This is a genomic window from Saccharothrix sp. HUAS TT1 (assembly GCF_040744945.1).
Lineage (GTDB): Bacteria > Actinomycetota > Actinomycetes > Mycobacteriales > Pseudonocardiaceae > Actinosynnema.
Genome location: NZ_CP160453.1, coordinates 5,706,704 through 5,728,930 on the forward strand (window position 1 = coordinate 5,706,704; position 22,227 = coordinate 5,728,930).

The 22,227-nt window shown below is 73.8% G+C and carries 18 protein-coding genes and 1 riboswitch; of the genes, 11 read left to right on the top strand and 7 right to left on the bottom strand.

The window, feature by feature from the left end; genetic code table 11:
• Nucleotides 1-18: 18 nt before the first annotated feature.
• Complete coding sequence (locus AB0F89_RS25505) at nucleotides 19-1,338, bottom strand: prenyltransferase/squalene oxidase repeat-containing protein (RefSeq protein ID WP_367128113.1); 1,320 nt, start codon at nucleotides 1,336-1,338, stop codon at nucleotides 19-21.
• An 89-nt stretch (nucleotides 1,339-1,427) separates the two neighbouring features.
• A riboswitch (cobalamin riboswitch) is annotated at nucleotides 1,428-1,567 on the bottom strand.
• Between the two features lie 78 nt (nucleotides 1,568-1,645).
• Between AB0F89_RS25505 and AB0F89_RS25510 the strand changes: the two genes are divergently transcribed.
• The 6 genes from AB0F89_RS25510 (at nucleotide 1,646) to AB0F89_RS25535 (ending at nucleotide 9,624) form a co-directional block, all read left to right on the top strand.
• Nucleotides 1,646-2,905: a cytochrome P450 gene (locus tag AB0F89_RS25510; protein WP_367128114.1), complete on the top strand. Its 1,260-nt coding sequence runs from the start codon at nucleotides 1,646-1,648 to the stop codon at nucleotides 2,903-2,905.
• 205 nt (nucleotides 2,906-3,110) lie between these two features.
• Nucleotides 3,111-4,070 carry a DMT family transporter gene (locus AB0F89_RS25515; RefSeq protein WP_367128115.1) on the top strand — a complete coding sequence of 320 codons (960 nt, stop codon included), beginning with the start codon at nucleotides 3,111-3,113 and terminating at the stop codon, nucleotides 4,068-4,070.
• Nucleotides 4,071-4,185: 115 nt separating this feature from the next.
• Nucleotides 4,186-5,367, top strand: a complete 1,182-nt coding sequence (locus AB0F89_RS25520; RefSeq protein WP_367128116.1) for a S8 family peptidase — start codon at nucleotides 4,186-4,188, stop codon at nucleotides 5,365-5,367.
• Between the two features lie 127 nt (nucleotides 5,368-5,494).
• Nucleotides 5,495-7,876 (top strand): PEP/pyruvate-binding domain-containing protein, encoded by a 2,382-nt coding sequence (locus tag AB0F89_RS25525; RefSeq protein ID WP_367128117.1) that lies wholly within the window; start codon nucleotides 5,495-5,497, stop codon nucleotides 7,874-7,876.
• Entirely contained in the window at nucleotides 7,873-8,352 is a 480-nt protein-coding gene (locus AB0F89_RS25530) for an NUDIX hydrolase (RefSeq protein WP_367128118.1), read from the top strand. The genes AB0F89_RS25525 and AB0F89_RS25530 overlap by 4 nt, the downstream gene beginning before the upstream one ends.
• 126 nt (nucleotides 8,353-8,478) lie before the next feature.
• Nucleotides 8,479-9,624 (top strand): cellulose-binding domain-containing protein, encoded by a 1,146-nt coding sequence (locus AB0F89_RS25535; protein WP_367128119.1) that lies wholly within the window; start codon nucleotides 8,479-8,481, stop codon nucleotides 9,622-9,624.
• A gap of 53 nt (nucleotides 9,625-9,677) precedes the next feature.
• Here AB0F89_RS25535 and AB0F89_RS25540 read toward each other — a convergent pair whose 3' ends face one another.
• Nucleotides 9,678-11,612: a S8 family peptidase gene (locus AB0F89_RS25540; protein ID WP_367128120.1), complete on the bottom strand. Its 1,935-nt coding sequence runs from the start codon at nucleotides 11,610-11,612 to the stop codon at nucleotides 9,678-9,680.
• A 419-nt stretch (nucleotides 11,613-12,031) separates the two neighbouring features.
• Between AB0F89_RS25540 and AB0F89_RS25545 the strand changes: the two genes are divergently transcribed.
• Nucleotides 12,032-12,802 carry a putative protein N(5)-glutamine methyltransferase gene (locus tag AB0F89_RS25545; RefSeq protein WP_367128121.1) on the top strand — a complete coding sequence of 257 codons (771 nt, stop codon included), beginning with the start codon at nucleotides 12,032-12,034 and terminating at the stop codon, nucleotides 12,800-12,802.
• Here AB0F89_RS25545 and AB0F89_RS25550 read toward each other — a convergent pair.
• Both AB0F89_RS25550 and AB0F89_RS25555 read right to left on the bottom strand, forming a co-directional pair.
• On the bottom strand, nucleotides 12,799-13,233 hold the full coding sequence (locus AB0F89_RS25550; protein ID WP_367128122.1) for a GNAT family N-acetyltransferase: 435 nt from the start codon (nucleotides 13,231-13,233) through the stop codon (nucleotides 12,799-12,801). The genes AB0F89_RS25545 and AB0F89_RS25550 overlap by 4 nt on opposite strands.
• Nucleotides 13,230-14,387, bottom strand: a complete 1,158-nt coding sequence (locus AB0F89_RS25555) for a winged helix DNA-binding domain-containing protein (protein ID WP_367128123.1) — start codon at nucleotides 14,385-14,387, stop codon at nucleotides 13,230-13,232. The genes AB0F89_RS25550 and AB0F89_RS25555 overlap by 4 nt, the downstream gene beginning before the upstream one ends.
• 57 nt (nucleotides 14,388-14,444) lie before the next feature.
• Between AB0F89_RS25555 and AB0F89_RS25560 the strand changes: the two genes are divergently transcribed.
• From AB0F89_RS25560 to AB0F89_RS25570, 3 genes are all read left to right on the top strand, one after another.
• Complete coding sequence (locus AB0F89_RS25560) at nucleotides 14,445-15,026, top strand: PadR family transcriptional regulator (protein WP_367128124.1); 582 nt, start codon at nucleotides 14,445-14,447, stop codon at nucleotides 15,024-15,026.
• Nucleotides 15,027-15,212: 186 nt separating this feature from the next.
• Nucleotides 15,213-17,726, top strand: a complete 2,514-nt coding sequence (locus AB0F89_RS25565; RefSeq protein ID WP_367128125.1) for a DEAD/DEAH box helicase — start codon at nucleotides 15,213-15,215, stop codon at nucleotides 17,724-17,726.
• Nucleotides 17,723-18,835: an SWIM zinc finger family protein gene (locus AB0F89_RS25570; RefSeq protein WP_367128127.1), complete on the top strand. Its 1,113-nt coding sequence runs from the start codon at nucleotides 17,723-17,725 to the stop codon at nucleotides 18,833-18,835. Before AB0F89_RS25565 ends, AB0F89_RS25570 begins: the two co-directional genes overlap by 4 nt.
• Nucleotides 18,836-18,993: 158 nt before the next feature.
• Here the strand turns inward: AB0F89_RS25570 and AB0F89_RS25575 are convergent, their stop codons facing one another.
• Both AB0F89_RS25575 and AB0F89_RS25580 read right to left on the bottom strand, forming a co-directional pair.
• Nucleotides 18,994-19,209, bottom strand: a complete 216-nt coding sequence (locus tag AB0F89_RS25575; protein WP_367128128.1) for a DUF5703 family protein — start codon at nucleotides 19,207-19,209, stop codon at nucleotides 18,994-18,996.
• Complete coding sequence (locus AB0F89_RS25580; protein WP_367128129.1) at nucleotides 19,206-20,168, bottom strand: hypothetical protein; 963 nt, start codon at nucleotides 20,166-20,168, stop codon at nucleotides 19,206-19,208. Before AB0F89_RS25580 ends, AB0F89_RS25575 begins: the two co-directional genes overlap by 4 nt.
• 169 nt (nucleotides 20,169-20,337) lie before the next feature.
• Between AB0F89_RS25580 and AB0F89_RS25585 the strand changes: the two genes are divergently transcribed.
• Nucleotides 20,338-21,432, top strand: a complete 1,095-nt coding sequence (locus AB0F89_RS25585) for a hypothetical protein (RefSeq protein ID WP_367128130.1) — start codon at nucleotides 20,338-20,340, stop codon at nucleotides 21,430-21,432.
• Here AB0F89_RS25585 and AB0F89_RS25590 read toward each other — a convergent pair.
• Nucleotides 21,416-22,147: a carbonic anhydrase gene (locus tag AB0F89_RS25590; RefSeq protein ID WP_367128131.1), complete on the bottom strand. Its 732-nt coding sequence runs from the start codon at nucleotides 22,145-22,147 to the stop codon at nucleotides 21,416-21,418. The genes AB0F89_RS25585 and AB0F89_RS25590 overlap by 17 nt on opposite strands.
• Nucleotides 22,148-22,227: the final 80 nt, after the last annotated feature.

Consider the following 22,227-nt stretch of genomic DNA (forward strand, 5'->3'; position numbering starts at 1 on the left):
CCGTCGTGCGCCGTGCCGTCACCTGCCCGCCCCCGCGTGCCGCTTGCGCGCCAGCACGACCGCGAGCACGCCGCCCACCAGCAGCAGCACGCCCATCCACAGCGCCGGGCCGACCGAGGCGCCGGTGCGGGCCAGGTTGCCGTGACCGGCCACCGCGACCACGACCGCCGTCGTGGTGCTCGTGGCCGTGCTCGTGTCGGCGGTGGTGGTCGTCGCCTCGGTCGTGGTCGTCGTGGCGGTGGTCGTCGTGGTCGTGGTCTCCGAGCTGGTCGACGTCGGCGGGACGTCCGCGCAGTCGAGCACCGGCGCGCCCGGCGTGCCGCCCTCCGCCGTCAGGTCCGCGAAGTTGACGCCGACCAGCCCGAGGACGCCCTGCGCGCTCGCGCGCAGCGACGTGGCCCGCTGGAAACCCGCCTTGTCGAACGCGATCGCGCCCCGGTCCGCCGCCGCGGCCGCGCAGCCGACCCGCACCGACGTCAGGAACCCCGCCGCCCGGTCCGCCTCGGCCGTCCGGCCGCCCGCGCGCAACGCCTGCGCCGCGAGGCCGGTGCTGTTGGCGTTGCCCTCGTCGGTCGCGCCCTGGTCGCGGAACCCGCCGCCGGGCTGCTGCACGCCGGCCAGCCAGTCGAGGGCCCGGTCCGCCTCGGCGGTCCGGTCGACCGCCAGCAGCGCCTGCGCGACCATCGCGGTGGCGTCCACGTGGGACGCGCAGGTCTCGGCCTCCAGGATCAGCGGGAAGCCGCCGTCCGCGCACTGCTCGCCGACGAGGTAGTCGACCGCGGCCCGCGGCGCGCCGTCCCACCGGTCCAGCGCCAGCACCGCGAACGCCTGGGTGAAGCCGTTGGAGTAGTCGGTGTACCGCGTCTTGTCGCGGAACCGGCCGGACGGGTCCTGCAACGCCGTCAGGTCGGCGATCAGGTCGACGCCGCCGAAGCTCGTCGGGTCCTGCCCGTGCACCTGCACGCCGAGCGCGAGCTTGGCGTGCGCGCCCGCGAACGACTCGGCCGGGTCGCCGAAGTGCAGGTAGTTGTCCATGATGGCCGGTTCGGCGAGCCAGGCGGCGATGCCGTCGGCGTTGTCGGACGCCACGCCGGCGGCGGTCAGCGCGAACAGCGCGTCCAGCGTCAGGCCCTGGTCGGGGTAGGCGGTGCCGTCCAGGACGATCTCCAGGTGGTCGCCGTCGACGAGCTGGCGGGCCAGCCACCCGGCGGCGGCGTCGCTCACGTCCGCCGTCGGCGCGGGCGCGCCCTGCGCGGCCTGGCCCTGCGCGGTGGCCACCGACGCGAGGGCGGCGACAGCGGCGGCGGCGATGGCGGCGGCGGTCCGTCTCAACGGCATGTTCGGCCTTTCCGGGCGCTGGGCGCGAGCGGACCCCGGACAGCCGTCACCGACTTCCCCCGGGCTCCGACCCGTGACCTCGACGGTGTCTGGAGCGTGGCGCGCGCGACGGGTGTTCGGGCTCGTCCCGGTCGGGACCTACCGTTGCGGGTCAGCGCCGGACTTCGACCGGCTTCCCCCGATTCTCACGCGCGATTGCCGATCGTCTGTCACGGTTACCGGTGTGTCAATCCGCCTCTGGCGCGATGCTGCTCACCCCTACGTACGGTTACCGTCCAACATTCGACCTGGGGAAGAGGGGTGTTCGATGACGACTTTGGCGTCCGTGCGCGACGGCTTGGTGGCGTGGGTCGCTCGGCGTTCGGCGACGCGGTGGGTGTTGGGCAAGATCGGTTCGCGGGCGTTGTCGCTGCTCCCGGACCGCGCGCTGGTCCCGCTGAAGCGGGACGGGGTGGTCCCGGTCGCCGAGCTGGAGCGGATGCGCGAGACCGCGGCGGTGCACCGCATCCCGGTGCCGTTCGGCTTGCGCGTGTGGTTGGTCACGGGCCAGGACGAAGCGAAGAAGGTGCTCTCCGACACAGGTGCGTTCAGCAACGACTACGCCCGGCTCGGCGAGGCGGTGGGGCGGCTGGAGCAGTCGCCCGGCGGCCTCGGGTTCGCCGACCCGCCCGACCACACCCGGCTGCGCAAGCTGCTCACGCCGGAGTTCACCATGCGCAGGCTGTCCCGCCTCGTGCCGCGCATCGACGCGATCGTGACCGAGCGGCTGGACGCGATGGAGGCCGCCGACGGGCCGGTCGACCTGGTGCAGGAGTTCGCGCTGCCGATCCCGTCGTTGACGATCTGCGAGCTGCTGGGCGTGCCCTACGAGGACCGCGACCGGTTCCAGGAGCTGGCGGCGGCCCGGTTCGACCTGTTCGGGGGCGCGGGGCAGGCGTTGGGCGCGATCTCGGAGTCGCTGTCCTACATGGAGGAGATCGTGCGCCGCGAGCGCCGGTCGCCGGGTGACGGCCTGATCGGCTCGATCATCCGCCAGCACGGCGACGACGTCAGCGACATCGAGCTGGCCGGCCTGGCCGACGGCGTGCTGACCGGCGGGTTCGACACCACGGCGTCGATGCTCGCGCTGGGCGCGATCGTGCTGCTGCGCGACGACGCGGCGCGGACGGCGATGCGCGACGACGACGCGGCCACCGCGCCGCTGGTCGAGGAGCTGCTGCGGCACCTGAGCGTGGTGCAGGTGGCGTTCCCGCGGTTCGCCCGGCACCCGCTGCGGGTCGGCGACCAGCAGGTCGAGGAGGGTGACGTGGTCGTGGTGTCGCTGTCGGCGGCCAACCGCGAGGGCACGCCGCAGTTCGACGCCGGCCGTCCGGCCTCGTCGCACCTGGCGTTCGGCCACGGCGCGCACCGCTGCGTGGGCGCCGAGCTGGCCCGGATGGAGCTGCGCGCCGCCTACCCGGCCCTGCTGCGCCGCTTCCCGAACCTGCGCCTGGCCGCCGAGCGCCCGGCGTTCCGCGCCGCGTCCATCGTGCACGGCGTCGACAAGCTGCTCGTGCACACCCGCTGAGCGTTGAACTCGGGGGCCCCGACCGCAGGACTCTCGCGCCCTGGATGTAGGACTCTCGCGAGAGTCCTACATCCAGGACCCGCGTGTCGAACGTTCAGGACCCCCGAGTTCACCATTCAGGTACTGGATGACGTTGTAGCGTTGCTTAAAGCTGTGTCATGAGGTTTCACTTTTCTTGAAGTTCGGCGTGCGCGACGGTGATCCCATGACCGGACGAGGCGTGCTGCGGGTGGCGGCGCTGGCCCTGCTGTGGGGCTCGTGCTTCCTGTGGATCGAGCTGGCCCTGACCGGCCTGTCACCCGCGCAGATCACCGTGACCCGCTGCGCCCTGGGCGCCGCCACCCTGCTCGTCCTGGCCCGCGCGAGCGGTCAGCGGCTGCCCCGCGGGCTCTGGGGGCACCTGGCGGTCGCCGCGTTCTTCTGCAACGCCCTGCCGTTCCTGCTCTTCGCCATCGGCCAGCGGACCGTCGACTCCGGGGTGGCGGGCGTCCTCAACGCGACCACCCCGCTGTTCTCGCTCCTGATCGGACTCGCCGTCGGCACGGACCGCGGCGTCACGCCGGTCCGGGTCGCCGGCCTGGCCCTCGGCTTCGCCGGCGTCCTGCTCATCTTCGCCCCGTGGCAGCACGGCGGCGCCGGTCCCGGCGTGCTCGCCCTCCTCGGCGCGGCGGCCGGTTACGCGGTCGCGTTCGCCTACATGGGGCGCAAGCTGGTCGGCAGGGGAGGCCCGGTGGCGATGTCCGCCGCCCAGCTCACCGCCGCCACCGTCCTGGCCGCCGTCACGCTCCCGTTCGACCGCACCCCGGCGACGCCCAACGCCACGGCCGTCGTCGCTGTGGTGGTGCTCGGCGTCTTCGGCACCGGCGTCACGTTCATCCTCAACTACCGGATCATCGAGGACGAGGGCCCCACCAGCGCCGCCACCGTCGGCTACCTGCTGCCCGTCGTCTCCGTCGCCCTGGGCGCGGTCGTGCTGGACGAGCCGCTGACGCCGCGCGTCCTCGCGGGCATGGCCGTGGTCCTGGTCGGCGTCGCCCTCACCCGGCTCGCGGTGCGCCGGTCGACACCGGACAAGCGCCCGGCCGAGCGACCTGGGCATTACCAGTTGTCCGTTATGTCCACCGAGGGTGACGAGCCGCGCGGCCGTTCGGCCGACCACCGTTGACCACGGCATAACCGCTGGTCAGGCTGCTGGTCTGGACCACGGACGAGTGAGCAGCGGACCCCGCGAACCCTGCCGCGGGGCGCACTCGTCCGGGTTCACCCGAAGGAGCCAACCCGTGCGTCCTCTTCACCGAACGCTCGTCGTCCTGGCCGTCTCCACCACCGCCGTCGGCCTCACCACCGACGCCGCCATGGCCGAGCCCCCGCACCAGGCCGACGTCGTCACCGCGACGGCGTCCGCCACCGTCCACCCCATCAAGGACTCCTACATCGTCGCGCTGAACCCGACCGCGCGCAGCGGCGTGAGCGTGGCCGCCGCGGCGGGCGTCACGCCGACCCACGTCTGGGACGCCGCCTTCCACGGCTTCGCCGCCAAGCTCACCCCGGCCCAGCTGCGCAGGCTCAGCCGCGACCCGGCGGTCACCACGATCGAGCAGGACGTGCTGGTCACCGACGCGCTCGACGCCACCCAGGCCAACCCGCCGTCGTGGGGCATCGACCGGGTCGACCAGAGCGCCCTGCCGCTGTCCAAGAGCTACACCTACAACCAGACCGGTGCGGGCGTGCACGCCTACATCATCGACACCGGCATCACGCCCGGCCACGCGGACTTCGGCGGCCGGGCCACGTTCGACTACAACGGCTACGACACCAACAACACCGACTGCCACGGCCACGGCACGCACGTCGCCGGCACGATCGGCTCCACCACGTACGGCATCGCCAAGGGCGTGCGGCTGCACGGCGTGAAGATGATGAACTGCTCCGGCAGCGCCACCACCACGTCCGCGATCAACTCGATCAACTGGGTCACCGCGAACCACACCAAGCCTGCCGTGGCCAACACGTCGTGGAACTTCACCGCGTCGGCGAGCCTGGAGACCGCGATCCGCAACATGATCGCCGCGGGCGTCTTCCTGGCCACCTCGGCGGGCAACACCGGCGGCAACTCGTGCGACCGCCTGCCGCGCAAGGTCGAGACCGCCAGCGTGGTGGCCTCGACCACCAACACCGACGCCCGCTCGTCGTTCTCCAGCACCGGCGCGTGCGTCGACCTCTACGCGCCGGGCAGCTCGATCATCTCGACCCTCCGCACCGGCGGCTCGGGCGCGATGAGCGGGACGTCGATGGCGACGCCCCACGTGGCGGGTGTGGCCGCGCTGTACAAGCAGCGGTTCGGCGACCAGTCGTCGGCCACCGTGCACAACTGGCTGAACTCCTCCGCCACGCCGAACGTCGTCGGCGGCGGCACCACCGGCGGCACGGTCAACCGCCTGCTGTTCACCAACGGCCTGTGATCGTCCCCGGCGCGCGGCGTCCGTCCTCACGCCGCGCGCCGGGGCACCCTGCCCCGTGGGTGTTCGACGGGCGTGAGGTCTTCCCGTTCCCCCGACAGACGGCCGTCGCCGGTGCGAGGATCGACCGATGGGGACCACCGCGCTGGTGCTGCCGCTCGCCGACCCCGCCGCCGACCTGGAGGCGGTCGGCGGGAAGGGCGCCTCGCTGGCCGGGCTCGCCGCCGCCGGGCTGCCCGTCCCGACCGGCTTCCACCTGACCACGCACGCCTACCGCCGGTTCACCGCCGGCCTCGACGCCGAGATCCGGGACGCGCTGCGCGGCGACGACCCGGCCACCGCGATCGCCGCCGCCTTCGCCCGCCGGGACGTGCCCGAGGACGTCGCCGAGGCGGTCCGCGCGGCCCTGCCGACCGGTCCGGTCGCGGTGCGCTCGTCGGCCACCGCCGAGGACCTGCCGGACCTGTCGTTCGCCGGGCAGCACGACACCGTCCTCGACGTCACCGGCGCCGACGCCGTGCTGGCCGCGGTCAAGCGCTGCTGGGCCTCGCTGTGGACGGAGCGCGCCATCGCCTACCGCGCCCGGCACGGCGTCACCGACGTGGCGATGGCCGTGGTGGTGCAGGAGCTGGTGCCCGCCGACGCGGCCGGGGTGCTGTTCACCGCCAACCCGGTCACCGGCGCGCGGACCGAGACCGTGGTCAACGCCGCGCCCGGCCTGGGGGAGGCGCTGGTCGGCGGCTCCGTCACCCCCGACGAGTACGTGGTGACCGACGACGAGGTGCGCCGGACCGGCTCGCTGCTGTCCGACGAGCGGGTGCGGGAACTGGCCCGGCTCGGCGCGCGCGTCCAGGACCTGCACGGCGGGCCGGTCGACGTCGAGTGGGCCGTGGCCGGCGGCCGGGTCGCGGTGCTCCAGGCCCGGCCGATCACGGCCATCGCCGAGGTCTGGAACGACACCCTGCGCGGCGACTACCTGTGGACGTGCGCGAACCTGCGGGAAGCCGTCCCGAGCGTGATGTCACCCGCGACCTGGTCGTTCGCGAAGGCGCTCGCCCAGCCGGCGATCGCCGGGCACCCCACGTCGGGCAACATCGGCGGCCGGTTCTACCTCAACCTCAGCGCCGTGCTCGCCGTCGGGCAGGCCCTCGGCCTGAGCCGGGAGTTCCTGGGCCGGACGGTCGAGCAGCACTTCGGGCGCCTCCCGCCCGGCGTGGACGTGCCCCGGCTGCCGATGTCGCGCCTCGCCGTCCTGCGCGCGGCGGTCGGCGCGGCGCTGCCGTTCCTCCGGCAGGGCCGCGAGTACCGGGCGAGGATCGACGGGCTGCTGGCGTCCGCGCCCGCTCGGGCCGAACGGCTGCACGCCGCCTTCCGCGCCGCCTCCACGCCCGCCGAACTGCTCGCGCTGTGGCGGTCCGACGTGGACGACGTGCTGCACGTCGACGCCAAGGTGTTCGACGCCGGCGCGCGCAACGGCGTGATGTCCTCGCACAGGGTCCGCCGCCGGCTGGTGGAGCTGGTGGGGGAGGACGACGCCACCGCGTTGCTGACCGGCGCGCACGGCGCGGCCGGTGAGCTGGAGAGCCTGGGACCGCTGCTCGGCCTGGCCCGGCTCCGGCGCGGCGAGATCACCAGGGAGGTTTACGCCCGGCAGTGCGGGCACCGGTTCGCCGACGAGTTCGAGGTGTCCGCGCCCCGACCGGCCGAGGACCCGCGGTGGCCGCACCTCGACGACAGCGGCGTCGACCCCGAAGAGCTGCTGGCTCGGCAGGAGGCCGTGCGCGAGGCGGCGTGGGAACGGCTGCGCGCCGCGCACCCCGGCAAGGTGGCGCGGCTGCGCCGCCGGGTGGCCGGGCTCGCCGCGCTGGCCCGCGAACGGGAGCGGGCCCGCTCGGAGTTCTCCCGCGCGTTCGCCGTGCTGCGGGCGTTCCTGGTGCGGGCGGGCGAGGTCACCGGGCACGGCGACGCCCTGTTCTTCCTGCCGATCGAGGAGACCCTGCGCGTCCTCGACGGCGACGAGGCGCCGCTGGCGTCCGTGCCCGCCCGCCGCGCCGCCTACCACCGCTACCGCGCGCTGCCGCCGTACCCGACGGTGATCCGGGGCAGGTTCGACCCCGAGTCGTGGGCCGCCGACCCGGACCGCAGGTCCGACGTCCACGACGCCTCCGCCGCGCCCCTCGGCGACGGGGTGTCCGGCTTCCCCGGCGCGGCCGGCGTGGTGGAGGGCGTGGCGCGCGTGATCCACGACGTCGCGGACGGCGGCGCACTGGAACCCGGCGAGGTCTTGGTGACCACGGTGACGAACATCGGCTGGACCCCGCTGTTCCCCCGCGCCGCCGCCGTGGTGACCGACGTCGGCGCACCGCTCTCGCACGCCGCGATCGTCGCCCGCGAGCTGGGCGTCCCCGCCGTCGTCGGCTGCGGCAACGCCACCACCCGCATCCGGACCGGTGACCGCGTCCGGGTCGACGGATCGCGCGGCACGGTGACCGTGCTGGAAGTCGGACCGTGAAGCCGCGCCACTCGGTCCGCGCGATCGTCCTGGACGAGGACGACCGCGTCCTGCTCTGCCGCCTCGCCATCCCCGAGCCGGACGGCACGACAGTCGTGTGGGTCGCGCCCGGCGGCGGCGTCGAACCCGGCGAGACCGAGCACGAAGCCCTGCGCCGCGAGCTGTACGAGGAGGTCGGGCTGACGGCCTTCGACGTCGGACCGCGACCGGTGTGGCGGCAGGAGGTCGTCAGGCCGGACCACGGCGGCGTGGTGAACGACTACTTCCTCGTCCGCGCCAACTCGTTCACACCACGCGGCGGCTTGACCGACGAGGAACTGGCCGCCGAGCACATCAGCGGCCTGCGCTGGTGGACGCTGTCGGAGATCGCCGACCACCGGGGCCCGGACCTGTTCTCACCCCGCGACCTCGCCACACCGCTGGCGGCGCTGATCGCGGACGGCGCGCCCGCCGACCCGGTGGTGCTCGGCCTCTGAGCCACACCCTCCGGCACGCCTTCGTTCGAGTGACCGTTGCGGCAGGCGGAGTATTCCATTGCGGTGACGGGATCGTTACAGTCAGTTTCTGGGAACGCTCCCAGAGACGACAACGAAGGGGTTGTTGTGCGAAATCTGCTGGCGGCGGTGGCCGCTGTGGTGTCGATAGCCGGTTTGGTGGTGATCGGCGGGACCAGCACCGCGGGTGCGGCTCCCGTCTGCGCCGTGGACTACAAGCTCAACCAGTGGGCCACCGGGTTCACCGCCAACGTGACCGTGACCAACCAGTCCGCTCCGGTCACCTCGTGGAAGCTCACCTGGTCGTTCGCCGGCAACCAGGCGATCAGCTCCGGGTGGAGCGCCGACGTGAAGCAGTCCGGCAACCAGGTCACGGCCGCCAACATGCCGTGGAACGGCACCTTGGCGACGGGCGCGAGCGCCGCGTTCGGCTTCCAAGCCACCTACAGCGGCACGAACGCCGCGCCGACCGACTTCGCGTTCAACGGTGTCTCGTGCAGTGGCGACGGTCCCACGACCACTACTACTACTACTACTACTACTACTACTACTACTACTACCGACACGCCGCCGGTCGACTGCGGCACGGCGCTGCTGTGCGACGGCTTCGAGCAGCAGACCGGGACGACCCCGACCGGCCGCTGGACCGTCGGCGCGGCCAACTGCACCGGCCAGGGCTCGGTCAGCATCGACAACTCGGTCGCGCGCAGCGGCTCGAAGTCGGTGCGGGTCAACGGCGCTTCGGGCTACTGCAACCACATCTTCTTCGGCACCCCGGTCAACGGCTCCTCGACCCTGCACGGCCGGTTCTACGTCCGCCACACCACGGCCCTGCCGATGGCGCACGTGACGTTCATGGCCATGAAGGACTCCGCCGACGGCGGCAAGGACCTGCGCATGGGCGGCCAGAACTCGGCGCTGCAGTGGAACCGCGAGTCCGACGACGCCACCCTGCCCGAGCAGAGCCCGACGGGCGTCTCCAAGAGCAAGCCGCTGCCCACCGGCCAGTGGAACTGCGTGCAGTTCACGGTCGACCCGGCCGGTCGCCTCTCCACCTCGCTGAACGGCTCGGTGGTCGAGGGCCTGGTGGCCGACGGCGTGTCGACCCCCGACGTCGACGGCCAGTGGCTGCGCAAGACCAACTGGCGGCCCGCCGTCACCGACCTGCGGTTGGGTTGGGAGAGCTACGGCGACGGCGCGAACACCCTCTGGTACGACGACGTGGCGCTCGGCTCCTCGCCCGTCGCGTGCTGACGTGACGGTGTGGGGAGGGTCGGTGCGCGCACCCACCCTCCCCACACCCGCGATCAGGCCGCCGAGACCGAGACGTCGTCCAGCACGAACGAGGTCTGGTAGGACCAGTCCTCCGTGCCGGTGAAGCTCAGCGTGACGCTCTGGCCCGCGTACGCGCCCAGGTTGAAGGTGCGCACCGCGTAGCCGGACGGGTTGAGGTTGGTGTAGGTCGCCAGGGTGGTGCCGGCCACCGACACGGTGAGGGTGTCGAACACGTCGGGCTCGTACTCCGCCGTGCTGATCTTCAGCCACAGCGAGAGCGTGGTGCTCGTGCAGCCCGCCGGGATGGTGACGCTCTGGGTCAGCGTCTCGGTGTTGGTGTAGCCGTAGCCGCTGATCCAGGCGGAGCGGGAGCCGGAGCGCGGCGCGCCCTCGCCGGTCCACGCGCCGATCGTCCAGGTGCCGTTCGACCAGCCGGTGGCGCCGCTCTCGAAGCCGCCGTTGACGACCTTCTCACCGGGCGCGGAGCACGAGCCGCCGGGCGGGTTGATGGTCCAGGTGAACGTGGCGCCCGCGGACTTGCCCGCGCTGTCGGTCGCCGTGGCCGTCACGGTGTAGGCGCCCGCGGTGGTAGGAGTGCCGGAGATCAGGCCGGTGGCCGCGGAGATCGACAGGCCGGGCGGCAGGCCGGTGGCCGACCAGGTGTACGGCGGGGTGCCGCCGGACGCCTTCAGCTGCAGGCTGGTGGCCGTGCCGACGTTGCCGGTCTGGTTGCCCGGGGGAGTGACCGACGGGTTGCCGGGGCCGGGGCCGCCGCCGGTGTTGACGAAAAGCAGCCGGTTCGGCGAGCCGGAACCCGGACTGGTGATCTTGTTCGGGGTGGAGTTGGCGATCATCGCACTGGCCACCTGCGCGGGCGTCAGGCCCGGCGTGGCGCCCAGCAGGACGGCCGCGCCGCCGGCGACGTGCGGCGCCGCCATCGACGTGCCGCTGATGGTGTTGGTGGAGGTGTCGTTGGTCATCCACGCCGAGGTGATGTTCTGGCCCGGCGCGAAGATGTCGGTGCAGGTGCCGTAGTTGGAGAACGAGGCGCGCGCGTCGGTGTTGGTGGAGGCGTTCACGGTGATCGCCTCGGCGACGCGGGCCGGGGTGAAGTTGCACGCGTCGGAGTTGGAGTTGCCCGACGCGATGGCGTAGGTCACGCCGTCGGCGATCGAGTTGCGGACCGCGGCCTCGCCGGTCGGGTCGCTGCCCTGGCCCCCGAGGCTCATGTTCGCCACGGCCGGGCCGGAGGTGTGGTGGCCGGTGACCCAGTCGATGCCCGCGGCGACACCGGCGAACGAGCCGGAGCCGGCGCAGTTGAGCACCTTGACCGCGATCAGCCGGACGCCCTTGGCGACGCCGTGCGCGGTGCCGCCGACGGTGCCGGCGACGTGCGTGCCGTGGCCGTTGCAGTCGGTGTTGTTGCTGTCGACGGTGTTGGTGCCCCACGACGCCCGGCCGCCGAAGTCCTGGTGCGTGGTCCGGATGCCGGTGTCGATGATGTAGGCGGTGACGCCGGTGCCGTCGTTGGGGTAGGTGTAGGACGAGTCCAGCGGCAGGTCCCGCTGGTCGATCCGGTCCAGGCCCCAGGACGGCGGGTTGGGCTGCGTCGCGGTCGCCTTCACCTCGCCGTTCTGCTGGACGTAGGCGACGCCGGGTTCGGCGGCGAGCCGGCGTGCGTCCCGTTCGGACAGCGTGCCCGCGAAGCCCTTGAGCGCGTGCCGGTAGGTGAAGTCGACCCGGGCGTCGTACTTGGCGCTGAGGTCTGCGGTGAGCGCGTCGACGCTCTGGGTGGACAGCTGGTTGTAGACGACGATGTAGCTGTCCGCGATGGCGGTCGGGTTGTTCGCGCCGAGGATGTCGCCTTCCGCGGCGGCGGGTGTGGCGCCGGTGGCCAGCGCGGCGGCGGTCACCGCGGCGGCGGCCAGGGCTATCAGGGGTCGTCTGGATCCGCGAACGTCTCCCATTGCAGGGTTCTCCCTCGTGCAGGGGCTCCGGCAGACCCATGCGGAGCGGGTCGGCCGGAGGAGTGGAGGTTCTGCGATCACGTTCGCGCGGACGTGCTCGGGAACGTTAGAGGAGCGGGTGGGGCCGGACAATCGACCGGCCGTGGGAACGACCTGCGGCGTTCCGAACCGCTTAATCTACTCGATGACTTCAGTGTAGATCATAATAAATCCTCTCCCGATATAAGTTTAGCGAGGAGGAATCCCAATCCAAAAGCCGCCTGGGCGATAGGAACTCGATCATGGGGGTGGGTTAGGGTGTGCGGGTTCGTGCGGCTGAGGGAGGTGGGACCCATTAGCGCTGTGGTGGATCGGGTCGCTCCCGGCCGCGTTGTGGCGGTCTGAGGGCGCCCGCGGGTTCTCGCGAGAGGCGTTCGGCTGTGTCTGTTGTCCCTGATGGTGTTGTCGCGCGGTTGCGCGCGGCCGGTTGTGTGTTCGCCGAGGACGAGGCCCGGGTGCTGGTGGCCGCGGCCGGCAGCGCGGCGGAGTTGGAGCTGTTGACGGCTCGGCGGGTGTCGGGGCTGCCGCTGGAGCACGTGGTGGGCTGGGCGGAGTTCTGCGGGTCGCGGGTGGTGGTGGAGCCGGGGGTGTTCGTGCCGCGTCGGCGCACGGAGTTCCTGGTGCGGGTCGCGGCGGAGCTGGTGGGGCCGGGTTCGGTGGTGGTGGACCTGTGCTGCGGGTCGGGCGCGGTCGGCGCCGCGATCGTGGATCGGGTGCCGGGGGTGGAGGTGCACGCGGCGGACGTCGATCCGGTGGCGGTGCGGTGCGCTCGGCGCAACCTGGGCGCTGACCGGGTGTACGAGGGTGATCTGTACGAGGCGTTGCCGGTGTCGTTGCTGGGGCGGGTCGACGTGGTGGTGGCGAACGCGCCTTACGTGCCGTCGGGTGCGATCGGGTTGATGCCGCCGGAGGCGCGTGAGCACGAGCCGCTGGTGGCGTTGGACGGCGGCGTGGACGGTCTGGACGTGCAGCGGCGGGTGGTCGCGGGCGCGGCGCGGTGGTTGGCGCCGGGTGGGCGTTTGTTGGTGGAGACGGGCGCCGCGCAGGCGGTGTGGTCGGTGGCGGAGTTCGTGCGGCACGGGTGGGGTGCGGGGGTGGCGTCGGACGAGGAGCTGTCGGCGACGGTGGTGGTGGGCCGCCGGGTCGGCTAGGGCGGTGGGACGGGGAGCCTCGCGGTGACCCGGTCGCCGTCGACGTCGAGCGCCGCGCCGGCTTTCCGGAGCACGGTGAGGGCGGCGGTGTTGTCGGTGGTGGTGTCGGCGACGATCGTGGTGATGCCGCGTCGGGGTGCTTCGGCGACGACGTGGCGCAGTGCGGCGAGGCCGACGCCGCCGCCGCGGGCGTGCCGGGCGATCCACATGCCGGTTTCGCCGTCGGCGGTGAGCCGGGCCATCCCGACGGTGCGGCCGTCGCGGACGATCTCGTAGGCGTCGGTGAGGAAGCCGCGGTAGAAGTCGCGGAACGCGTCGCGCCGGTCGGTGGTCCAGCCCGGTGGCATGACGTCGGCGGGGTCGGCGTCGGCGACGGCCAGGTCGAGCAGGCGCTCGATCCCGTCGTCGTCCAGGGCGCGCAGCAGGATCACCTGGCCAGCTCCTTCTCCAGTGGGGTGCGGAAGCGGGGGATGACGCGGGCGCCGGCCAGCCAGGCGGTCAGCCGGTCGGCTTCCCGGGTGATGGTGGCGACGGCGTCCGCGCCGACGTCGTCGAGGAGTTGCCAGACGACTTCGCCGTCGGGGCGTTGTGCCCAGCCGCCGACGACGGCGCCATCGACCCAGACGGTCGGGCCGACGTTGCCGACCGGGTCGAACAGGCGTGGTCGGTGGTGGGCGGGCAGGTACCAGTCGCGGGCCTGCCAGCCCATCGGGGTGGGGTCGAGGGCGGGCAGCAGGGCCGCCCACGGTCGGGGGCGGGTGACCGGTTCCAGGTCGTCGGGCAGGACGTGGCCGGTGCCGTCGGTCAGCGCGACTTCGACCGCGCCGACGGCGGTGAGGGCTTTGCGGACGGCGCCGAGGTTCCAGCCGGTCCACCACTTGAGGTCGGCTTCGGTGCCGGGGCCGTAGGCGGCGAGCCAGCGGCGGACCAGGTCGGCGCGGGCGGCGGCGGGGTCGAGGTCGGGTCGAGGTGTGGCGGGGGCCCAGCGGAACTGGCTGCTCAGCCAGGAGCCGAGGGGGCGGGTGCGGCGGATGCGGCCTTCGGCGGCGAGGACGCGGATGATGCGGCTGGACACGTTCTGCCGGGTCTCGTAGGGCTTGCCGGGGGCGACGACGACCTGTTCGAGCAGTGCCGGGACGTCGCGGGTCAGTTCGGTGGTGGTGGCCTCGCCGCGCAGTCGCAGTGCTTCCAGGGTGGCCTGCTCGACTTCGGTGAGGCGGTCGGCGGTCCAGCCGACGCCTTCGGCGAGGTACGCGAGCAGTTTGCGCCGTTCCTTCACGGCGATGTCGACGCCTGCGGCGGTCTGCACGACCGGGGCGGTGTCGGCGGTGACGGCGAACATGGTGCGGCGCATGCAGAGCAGCCGCACCAGCGACCGGCGGTCGTAGAGCGCGGCTTCGACCGCGGCGACCGAGGGTTGTTCGAGGCGGGCGCACGCGGACAGGAACACGGTGGCCGGGTCGGTGGCGTGCAGCGCGACCACGGCGTCGGCGACTTCCTCGACCGTCGCGGCGCGGGCGGAGAGCAGGTGGCGGGCGCCCAGGCGGGCGCGCCGCTGGGCGTCGTCGATCGCGGCGGGCGTCACCGGGTCATCCTCGGCGATCTACCCTGATCACCCCAACCCGGAATTGACAGGGACGCGATGTCGGCTACACGGCTGCTGGTGCTCGGGGTGGTGCGCGGGTACGGGCGTGCTCACGGTTACCTGATCGGCAACGACCTGATGTCGTGGGGCGCGGGGGAGTGGGCCAACGTCAAGTGGGGCTCGATCTACCACGCGTTGAAGCAGTTGACCAAGGACGGCTGCCTGGTCGACCACAGCGTGCCGCCGGGTCGCACGGATTACGAGATCACCGACCGGGGTGAGGCGGAGTTCCGCAGGTTGGTGCGGGACGCGTTGCGCCGGCCCGAGACCCGGCCGGACCTGCTCGCGGCGGGGTTGGCGCTGCTGCCGTCGTTGTCGCGGGCGGAGGCGGTGGGGCTGCTCGGCGAGCGGTTGGCGGCGTTGGAGGCGCGTCGTGACGCGGCGCGGGTGCAGGCGGAGCGGTGGCGCGAGCCGTCGCACGTGAGGGAGCTGTACGGGTTGTGGGAGCACACCGCGGCCGGTGGGGCGGAGTGGACGCGGGGGTTGGTGGAGCGCTTGGAGGGCGGCGCCTACCCGATGGCGGGTGAGCCGGGTTCGCCCGGTGAGCCGGGCAGTTGGGGTATGCTCAAACTTGAGTAGCGAGGGGGAGCGCTGAGCACAGGTCTGGAGCGGTACGCGGCCGTCTTCGAGGCAGCCGACCCGCCACGCACGTCCACCGTCGCCTTCTACCCCGCCCGGGACCCGGACGAGTCGCCGGAGGGTTTCGGCGACTCGCTCGCCGTCGCCGGTCCCGACGGCGTCCGCCGTGACGTCGCCGCCCTGCGGATGCCGGTGTCCGACGCCGTCCCGCTGCTCAGCCGCGCTCGCCGCACGTCGCAGGCCCACCCGGCCACCGCGTTCTGGGGCGCGGCCGTGGTGGTGGCGTTGCAGCTCGTCGCGCGCGGCCGGGTGCGGCCCGCGGTCACCGACGGCGACTTCGACGCGTGGCTGCTGGGTCCGCTGGACGACGCCGACCAGGCCCGCGTGCGGGACCTGGCCGCCGCGATGCCCGCGCACGCCAGGGCCGTGCCGCTGCCGGGGCGCGACCCGGTGGAGCTGCCCGACGCGGAGCCGCTGCTGCGGGCGTTCCTGGACGCCGTCGCCGACACCATGCCGCGTGGCGCGGCGGCCGTGCGCGCCGCGGGCGCGCCCGCGTTCGCCGCCGTGCGGCCGCAGCGGGTGCCGCACCTGCGGGACTGGGCCGACCAGGGCGTGCGGATCTCGTTGCGGATCGAGGGCTTCGGCCCGTTCCGGGCGGTCGTGCAGGTGCACAGCCTGGCCGACGCGGGCCGCGTGGTGGACGCCGCCGAGCTGTGGGCGTCGGCCAACCAGCGCTCCCGCGCCGACGCCACGGTCGCCCTGCGCCGCGCGGCCCGCGCCTGGTCGCCGCTGGAGCGGCTGCTCGACCAGCCGGTGCCCGACGAGGTCGAGCTGTCCGACGCCGACGTGGAGCACCTGCTGACCACCGGCGCGGTCCGCCTGGCCGGCGCGGGCGTGGACGTGCACTGGCCGCGGGAACTGGTGCGCGACCTGTCGGCGAAGGTCGTCATCGGGGAGCGCCCGGCCGACCGGCCCGCGTTCTTCGGGCCCGACCAGCTGACCTCGGTGGACTGGCGGCTCGCCCTGGGCGACGACCCGCTCACCCCCGACGAGCTGGACGTGCTCGCCGAGGCCACCCGGCCCGTCGTGCGGCTGCGCGACCGCTGGACGCTGGTGGACCCCGAACTGGCCCGCCGCGCCCGTGAGCGCGCCCTCAAGCCCGTCACCGCGATCGACGCGCTCGGCGCGGCCCTCACCGGCGCCACCCGGGTCGACGGCGTGGACGTCGAGGTCGCGGCCACCGGTTGGCTGGACGAGCTGAAGTCCCGGCTCGCCGACCTCGACACCGACCCGATCGCGCAGCCGGCCGCGTTGCGCGCCACCCTGCGCGACTACCAGCTGCACGGCCTGCGCTGGCTGGACCGGATGACCTCGCTCGGCCTGGGCGCGTGCCTGGCCGACGACATGGGGCTGGGCAAGACCATCACCCTCATCGCGCTGCACCTGCACCGCGGCGACGGGCCGACGCTCGTGGTCTGCCCCGCGTCGCTGATGGGCAACTGGCAGCGCGAGGTCGAGCGGTTCGCGCCCGGCGTGCCGGTGCGCCGCTTCCACGGCCCGCGCCGCGACGTCGCGCACGAGGGGTTCGTGCTCACCACCTACGGCACGATGCGGTTGGACGCCGACAGGCTCGCCGACGTCGACTGGGGCCTGGTCGTCGCCGACGAGGCGCAGCACGTGAAGAACCCGTCCTCCGAGACGGCGAAGGCGTTGCGCCGCATCCCCGCCCGCGCCCGGGTCGCGCTCACCGGCACGCCCGTGGAGAACACGCTGTCGGAGCTGTGGGCGGTCCTGGACTGGACCACCCCGGGCCTGCTGGGCACGATGGCGCAGTTCAAGGCGCGCTGGGCCGGGCCCATCGAGGGCGACCGGGACCAGGAGGCCGCGGCGCGGTTCGCCCGGCTGGTGCGGCCGTTCCTGCTGCGCCGCCGCAAGACCGATCCCGGCATCGCGCCCGAGCTGCCGCCCAAGACCGAGACCGACCAGCCGGTCGCCCTCACCCGCGAGCAGGCCGCGCTCTACGAGGCGGTGGTGCGGGAGCTGATGGCCGAGGTCCGGGCCGCCGACGGCATCGCCCGCCGCGGCCGGATCGTCAAGCTCCTCACCGGGCTCAAGCAGGTGTGCAACCACCCCGCCCAGTACCTCAAGGAGGCGTCGCCGAAGCTCGCGGGCCGCTCCGGCAAGCTGGAACTGCTGGACGAACTGCTCGACACCATCCTGGCCGAGGACGGCGCGGTGCTCGTGTTCACCCAGTACGTCGCCATGGCGCGGCTGATCGAGAAGCACCTCGCCGGTCGCGGCGTCCCGTCCCAGCTGCTGCACGGCGGCACGCCCGTCCCGGCCCGCGAGGAGCTGGTGCGCCGCTTCCAGGACGGGGAGTGCCCGGTGTTCCTGCTGTCCCTCAAGGCCGCGGGCACCGGTCTCAACCTGACCCGCGCCGACCACGTCGTGCACTACGACCGGTGGTGGAACCCGGCCGTGGAGGACCAGGCCACCGACCGCGCGCACCGCATCGGACAGACCCGGCCCGTGCAGGTGCACCGGCTCATCGCCGAGGGCACCATCGAGGACCGCATCGCCGCGATGCTGCGCGCCAAGCGCGACCTCGCCGACGCCGTCCTGTCCCGCGGCGAGGCCGCGCTCACCGAGCTGTCCGACGACGAGCTGGGCAACCTGGTCGAACTGCGGAGCGGCACATGAGCGATCGCGTGAAGGGCTTCCCCGCGTTCGGCAAGGGCGTGCGCCGCGCCGGTTCCTGGTGGGGCAAGGCGTGGCTGCAGGCCCTGGAGGACACCTCGCTGGACCAGAAGCCCCTGAAGCAGGGCCGCAAGTACGCCCACGCGGGGCTGGTCGGCACCATCACCGTCAGCCCCGGCCGCCTCGACGCCACCGTCTACGACGTCGAGGACACCTACCGCACCTCGGTGCGCCTCACCCCGCTCACCGACGCCGAGTGGGACCGGTTCCTCGGCCAGATCGCCGCGAAGGCGGGCCACCTGGCCGCGCTGCTGGACCGGGAGATGCCCCGCGAGCTGGCCGACGCCGCCGCCGACGCGGGCGTGCCGCTGCTGCCCGGCATCGGCGACCTCGACCCCGAGTGCACCTGTCCGGGCTGGGAACTGCCCTGCAAGCACGCCGCCGCGCTGTGCCACCAGGCGTCCTGGCTGCTCGACGCCGACCCGTGGGTGCTGCTGCTCCTGCGGGGCCGGGCCCAGGACGAGGTCGTCGCGGGCGCCCGACCGGCCACCGGCAAGTCCGCCGCGGGGGAGCGCGCGGTGGACGCCTACGCCCGGCCCGTCCGCGACCTGCCCGAGGACCCGCCACCCGGAGAACTCGGCCCGCTGCCGGAGTTCGAGCCCGTGCCGGGCCTGGACGTCGAGGTGCTGCGGCTGCTGGTCGCCGACGCCGCCGCCAAGGCCCGCGACGTCCTCGCCACCGGCGAGTGGCCCGCGCCCGACGACCGCCGCGACGTCATCCGGATGGCCGCCTGCCACCCCGCGCTGCGCGACCGCCTCGACGCCGACCCCCGTGCCGTGCGCGCCTGGCAGCAGGGCGGCCACGTCGCGCTCGACGTCCTGGAGCAACCCTGGACCCCGGACCGCGCCGCCACCGCCCGCGCCCGTGCCGCCTGGGACAGCGGCGAACTCCCCGAACCCTCGGTGTGGCGCAACCGCTGGACCGTCCACACCCGACAGGTGCGCTACGGCCGCGACGGCCGCTGGTACCCCTACCGGTCCGCCGACGGCGACTGGTGGCCGACCGGCGCCCCGCACCGCGACCCGACCGCCGCCTTGGGCGACACCGACTGAGGCGATCGCGCGCTCGTCGGCCCATCCGATCCGGCCGACCCGGATCACGGGGCGCCCCAGTGACCTCCGACAGCCCGATCGGTCGAGGAGTTCGCCCAGGAGCGATCACTACCACAGGTGTGGTACCACACCTGTGGTAGTCGGGCGGATGCCGCGTTCTAGGTGATCACGCCCGGCACCACGGCGGCCGTCCGCTTGCGGCGCAGCCAGATCTTGCGCGAGCCGTCCCCGAACAGCAGCGTGCGCGACAGCTCCCACCCGGCGAACTCCGCGTGGATCGCCAGCTGCGTCGTCGCCGTGCGGCGGGAGACGCCGGCCGGCAGCCGCAGCGGCCGGTACTCCCAGTCCCCGTCGACCACCCCGTCGACCGTCATCCGATCACCTGCATCCCTGCGCCGTCCCCGGACGCGACGTACACGCGCCCGCTGCCTGGGTCAACCGCCACCGAGTCCGGCTGCCGGACGGTGGCGTGCCGGCGCCTCTCCACCGGCTCGCCCCCGGCGACGTCGAACGCCACCACCTCGTTGCGCTCGGTGAGCGTGATCCACAGCAGGTCGCGCTCACCGTCGTAGGCCATCCCGTACGGCGCGCCCGGCACCGGGTAGCGCAGCCGCATGATCAGCGGGCCGGTGGAGAACGCCATCAGCTCGCCGCCGCGGGTGTCCACCACCAGCACCCGGCCGAACCGGTCGGCCACCGCGTTGGTCGCGCCCTCGCCCGCGCGCAGCCCCGCGCCGGGGCCGTCCGCCGCCGGGTCGAGGTCGAACACCGCGCTGCGCGGCCGGTCCAGCACCACCGCCGCGCCGCCCACCGCGACCAGCCGGTCCGGGCTGGAGATGCCGCCGACCACGTGCCCGTCCACCGACACCTGCCGCAGGTCGCGCTGCGCGACCAGGGTCCGGCCGCCGACCGCGGCCACGTCCACCGGCGCGCCGTCCACCGCGCGCTGCGACGTCGTGCCGTCCGGCCGGATCGTCACCACCGCGCCGGCGGGCACCACGGCCTCCACCGCGTCGCCCGCGGCCACCAGCCGTTCCGCCGGGCCGGGCAGCGGCACCACCAGCGGCTCGCCCAGGGCGTCGGCGGGGTAGAGGGCCACCGAGGGCGGGTCGGCCACGGCCACCGCCACCCGGCCGCCGGCCACCGCGACGGCCGTCGCCCGGCCCAGCGGCAGCACCCGGCCCTCCGGCTGCGCGGACTGCGCCGGCGCCACCGCGGGCCGCGCGGGCTCCAGCGTGGTGGCCACCTGCAACGGGTCGCCCGGGTTGTCCCCGTTCGCGCAGGCGGAGACCAGAGCGGCCCCGGTGAGCACTACCGCCGCCAGTCGGCGCAACGTCGGACCTCCCGAATCGACCCCGTTCAGCCCTCCCAGCATCCATCACCGAACCGCCATCGTCACGCAGGGGGCGGGTGTTGTCGTTGGTCTGGGAAGGTGATAGTCGCGCCGCGGCCGTACCCCCGGACCACTCAGGACGACTATCCCGGTGGAGGGAGGCGTCGCGATGACCGTGGAGGACCTGCGCTGCCGGCACGTGCGGCTGCTGCGCGACCGGCGGGTGGTCGACGACCTCGGCCACCCGGACCACACCGACCCGCGGGCGGGTCCCGCCGACGTCGGCGAGCGGTACCACACGTGGAACCGGGTGGCCGCCGAGCCGCCCGCCGACCTGCTCGCCCGGCTGGTCGAGGTGCGGGTGCGGCCCGCCGCCTACCGGCGCCGGCACCTGCTCGACCGGCAGCGGACGCTGGACGCCGTCCAGCCGGAGGTGCTGCACCTGGCCCGCACCGCCGGGCGCGAACCGGCCACCCCGGTGCTCGCGGGCGTGTTCCCCACCGGCACGCTGGACGGCATCAGCGTCCCGGTGCCGGGCAGCGGCGTGCTGGTGCTGGTCAACGCCTCGCTGCTGGACCTGGTCGACGGCGTGCTGACGATCATGACCGCGGCGTCGCCGAACTACGGCGCGCCGCCGCTGCTGACCGGCGAGCAGGCGTCCTACGCGCTGGCCGAAGTCCTCAACGCCCACCTCTTCGGCAACGGCGCGGTCCGGGCCAGGCGGCTGCCCGAGCTGACCGGGCAGCGCGCCGCGCTCGTCTCGCTCATGGCCCGGCGCGCCACCCAGTTCGTGCTCGCCCACGAGATCGGCCACGTGCACGCCGGGCACCTGGTGCACGCCCGCCGGCACACCGACGTCGACACCCCTGTGGGCGCGCTCGACGCCCGCGCCGTGGGCTGGCCGCGCGAGCACGAGGCCGACCGCGCCGCCGCCACGATCATGCTGCACAGCCTGGACGACCTCGGCGCCCGCGAGCTGGAGGCGCACGAGCCGTGCCTGGTCGGCGCGCTGCTGCTGGTGCTGTTCCTGCACGAGGTCACCGACCGGCTCGCCGACGAGCTGGGCCTCGCCGTCCCGTTCGCCGGTCTGCACCCGCCGCCCGTGCGGCGCATCCAGACCCTGGTCGAGCACGTCGCCGGCCGGGTCCGCACACCCCGCGCGCTGGACCTCGCCGCCGACGTGGCGACCTGGTTGGAGGACCGGCTCGACGGGGTGCGCGGTTGGCTGTGGCCGGCCGCGGGCGAACTCAGGTCAGGCGGGTGACCGCGCCGGTGTCGAGCTGGTAGCTGGCCGCCACGACCTTCACGCCGTGGTGCTCCACCGCGGTGCGGATCGTCACCGAGCGCTCCAGCATCAGCGACGCCACCCGCTTGGCCTGGTTGTCCACGGCCGCGGCCAGGAACTTCGCCTCGTCGGCGTTCGGCCGGGTCGACAGCACGGCCGGTTCGATCGACCGCACCAGCACGCTGACGTCACCGGAGACCTGCGCCCGGCCGCGCACCACGTCCACCGCCGCCGACACCGCGCCGCACTTGGCGTGGCCGACCACGGCGATCAGCGGCACGCCCAGGTGCTCCACCGCGTACTCGATGCTGCCCAGCACGCTGTTGTCCAGCACCTCGCCCGCGGCGCGGATGGTGAACAGGTCGCCCAGCCCGGTGTCGAACACCAGCTCCGGCGGCACCCGCGAGTCCGCGCAGCCCAGGACGACGGCGAACGGGTGCTGGCCCTGCACCAGCGACTCGCGCCAGCGCAGCGACTCGTGGGGGTGGGTCTGTCGGCCGGTGACGAACCGGTGGTTGCCGTCCGCGAGCTTCCGCCACGCGCCCTCCGCGTCCAGGCTCGTGGCCTGGGGTGACGCGGGGGCCTGGGCCGATGCGGGCGCCCCGGCGGCCACGAAGGTCGCCGCGGTCCCGGCCGTGATGCCGAACATCCGACGCCGCGTCACCGCGGTCGGCTCAACGCTCAATTCACGCACGCGGCAGAACCTAGACCCGGTTCGGCCTTTCGAGTGACGATGGGTTACGGAGATCACATGATCGGCCACGCACAGTGACA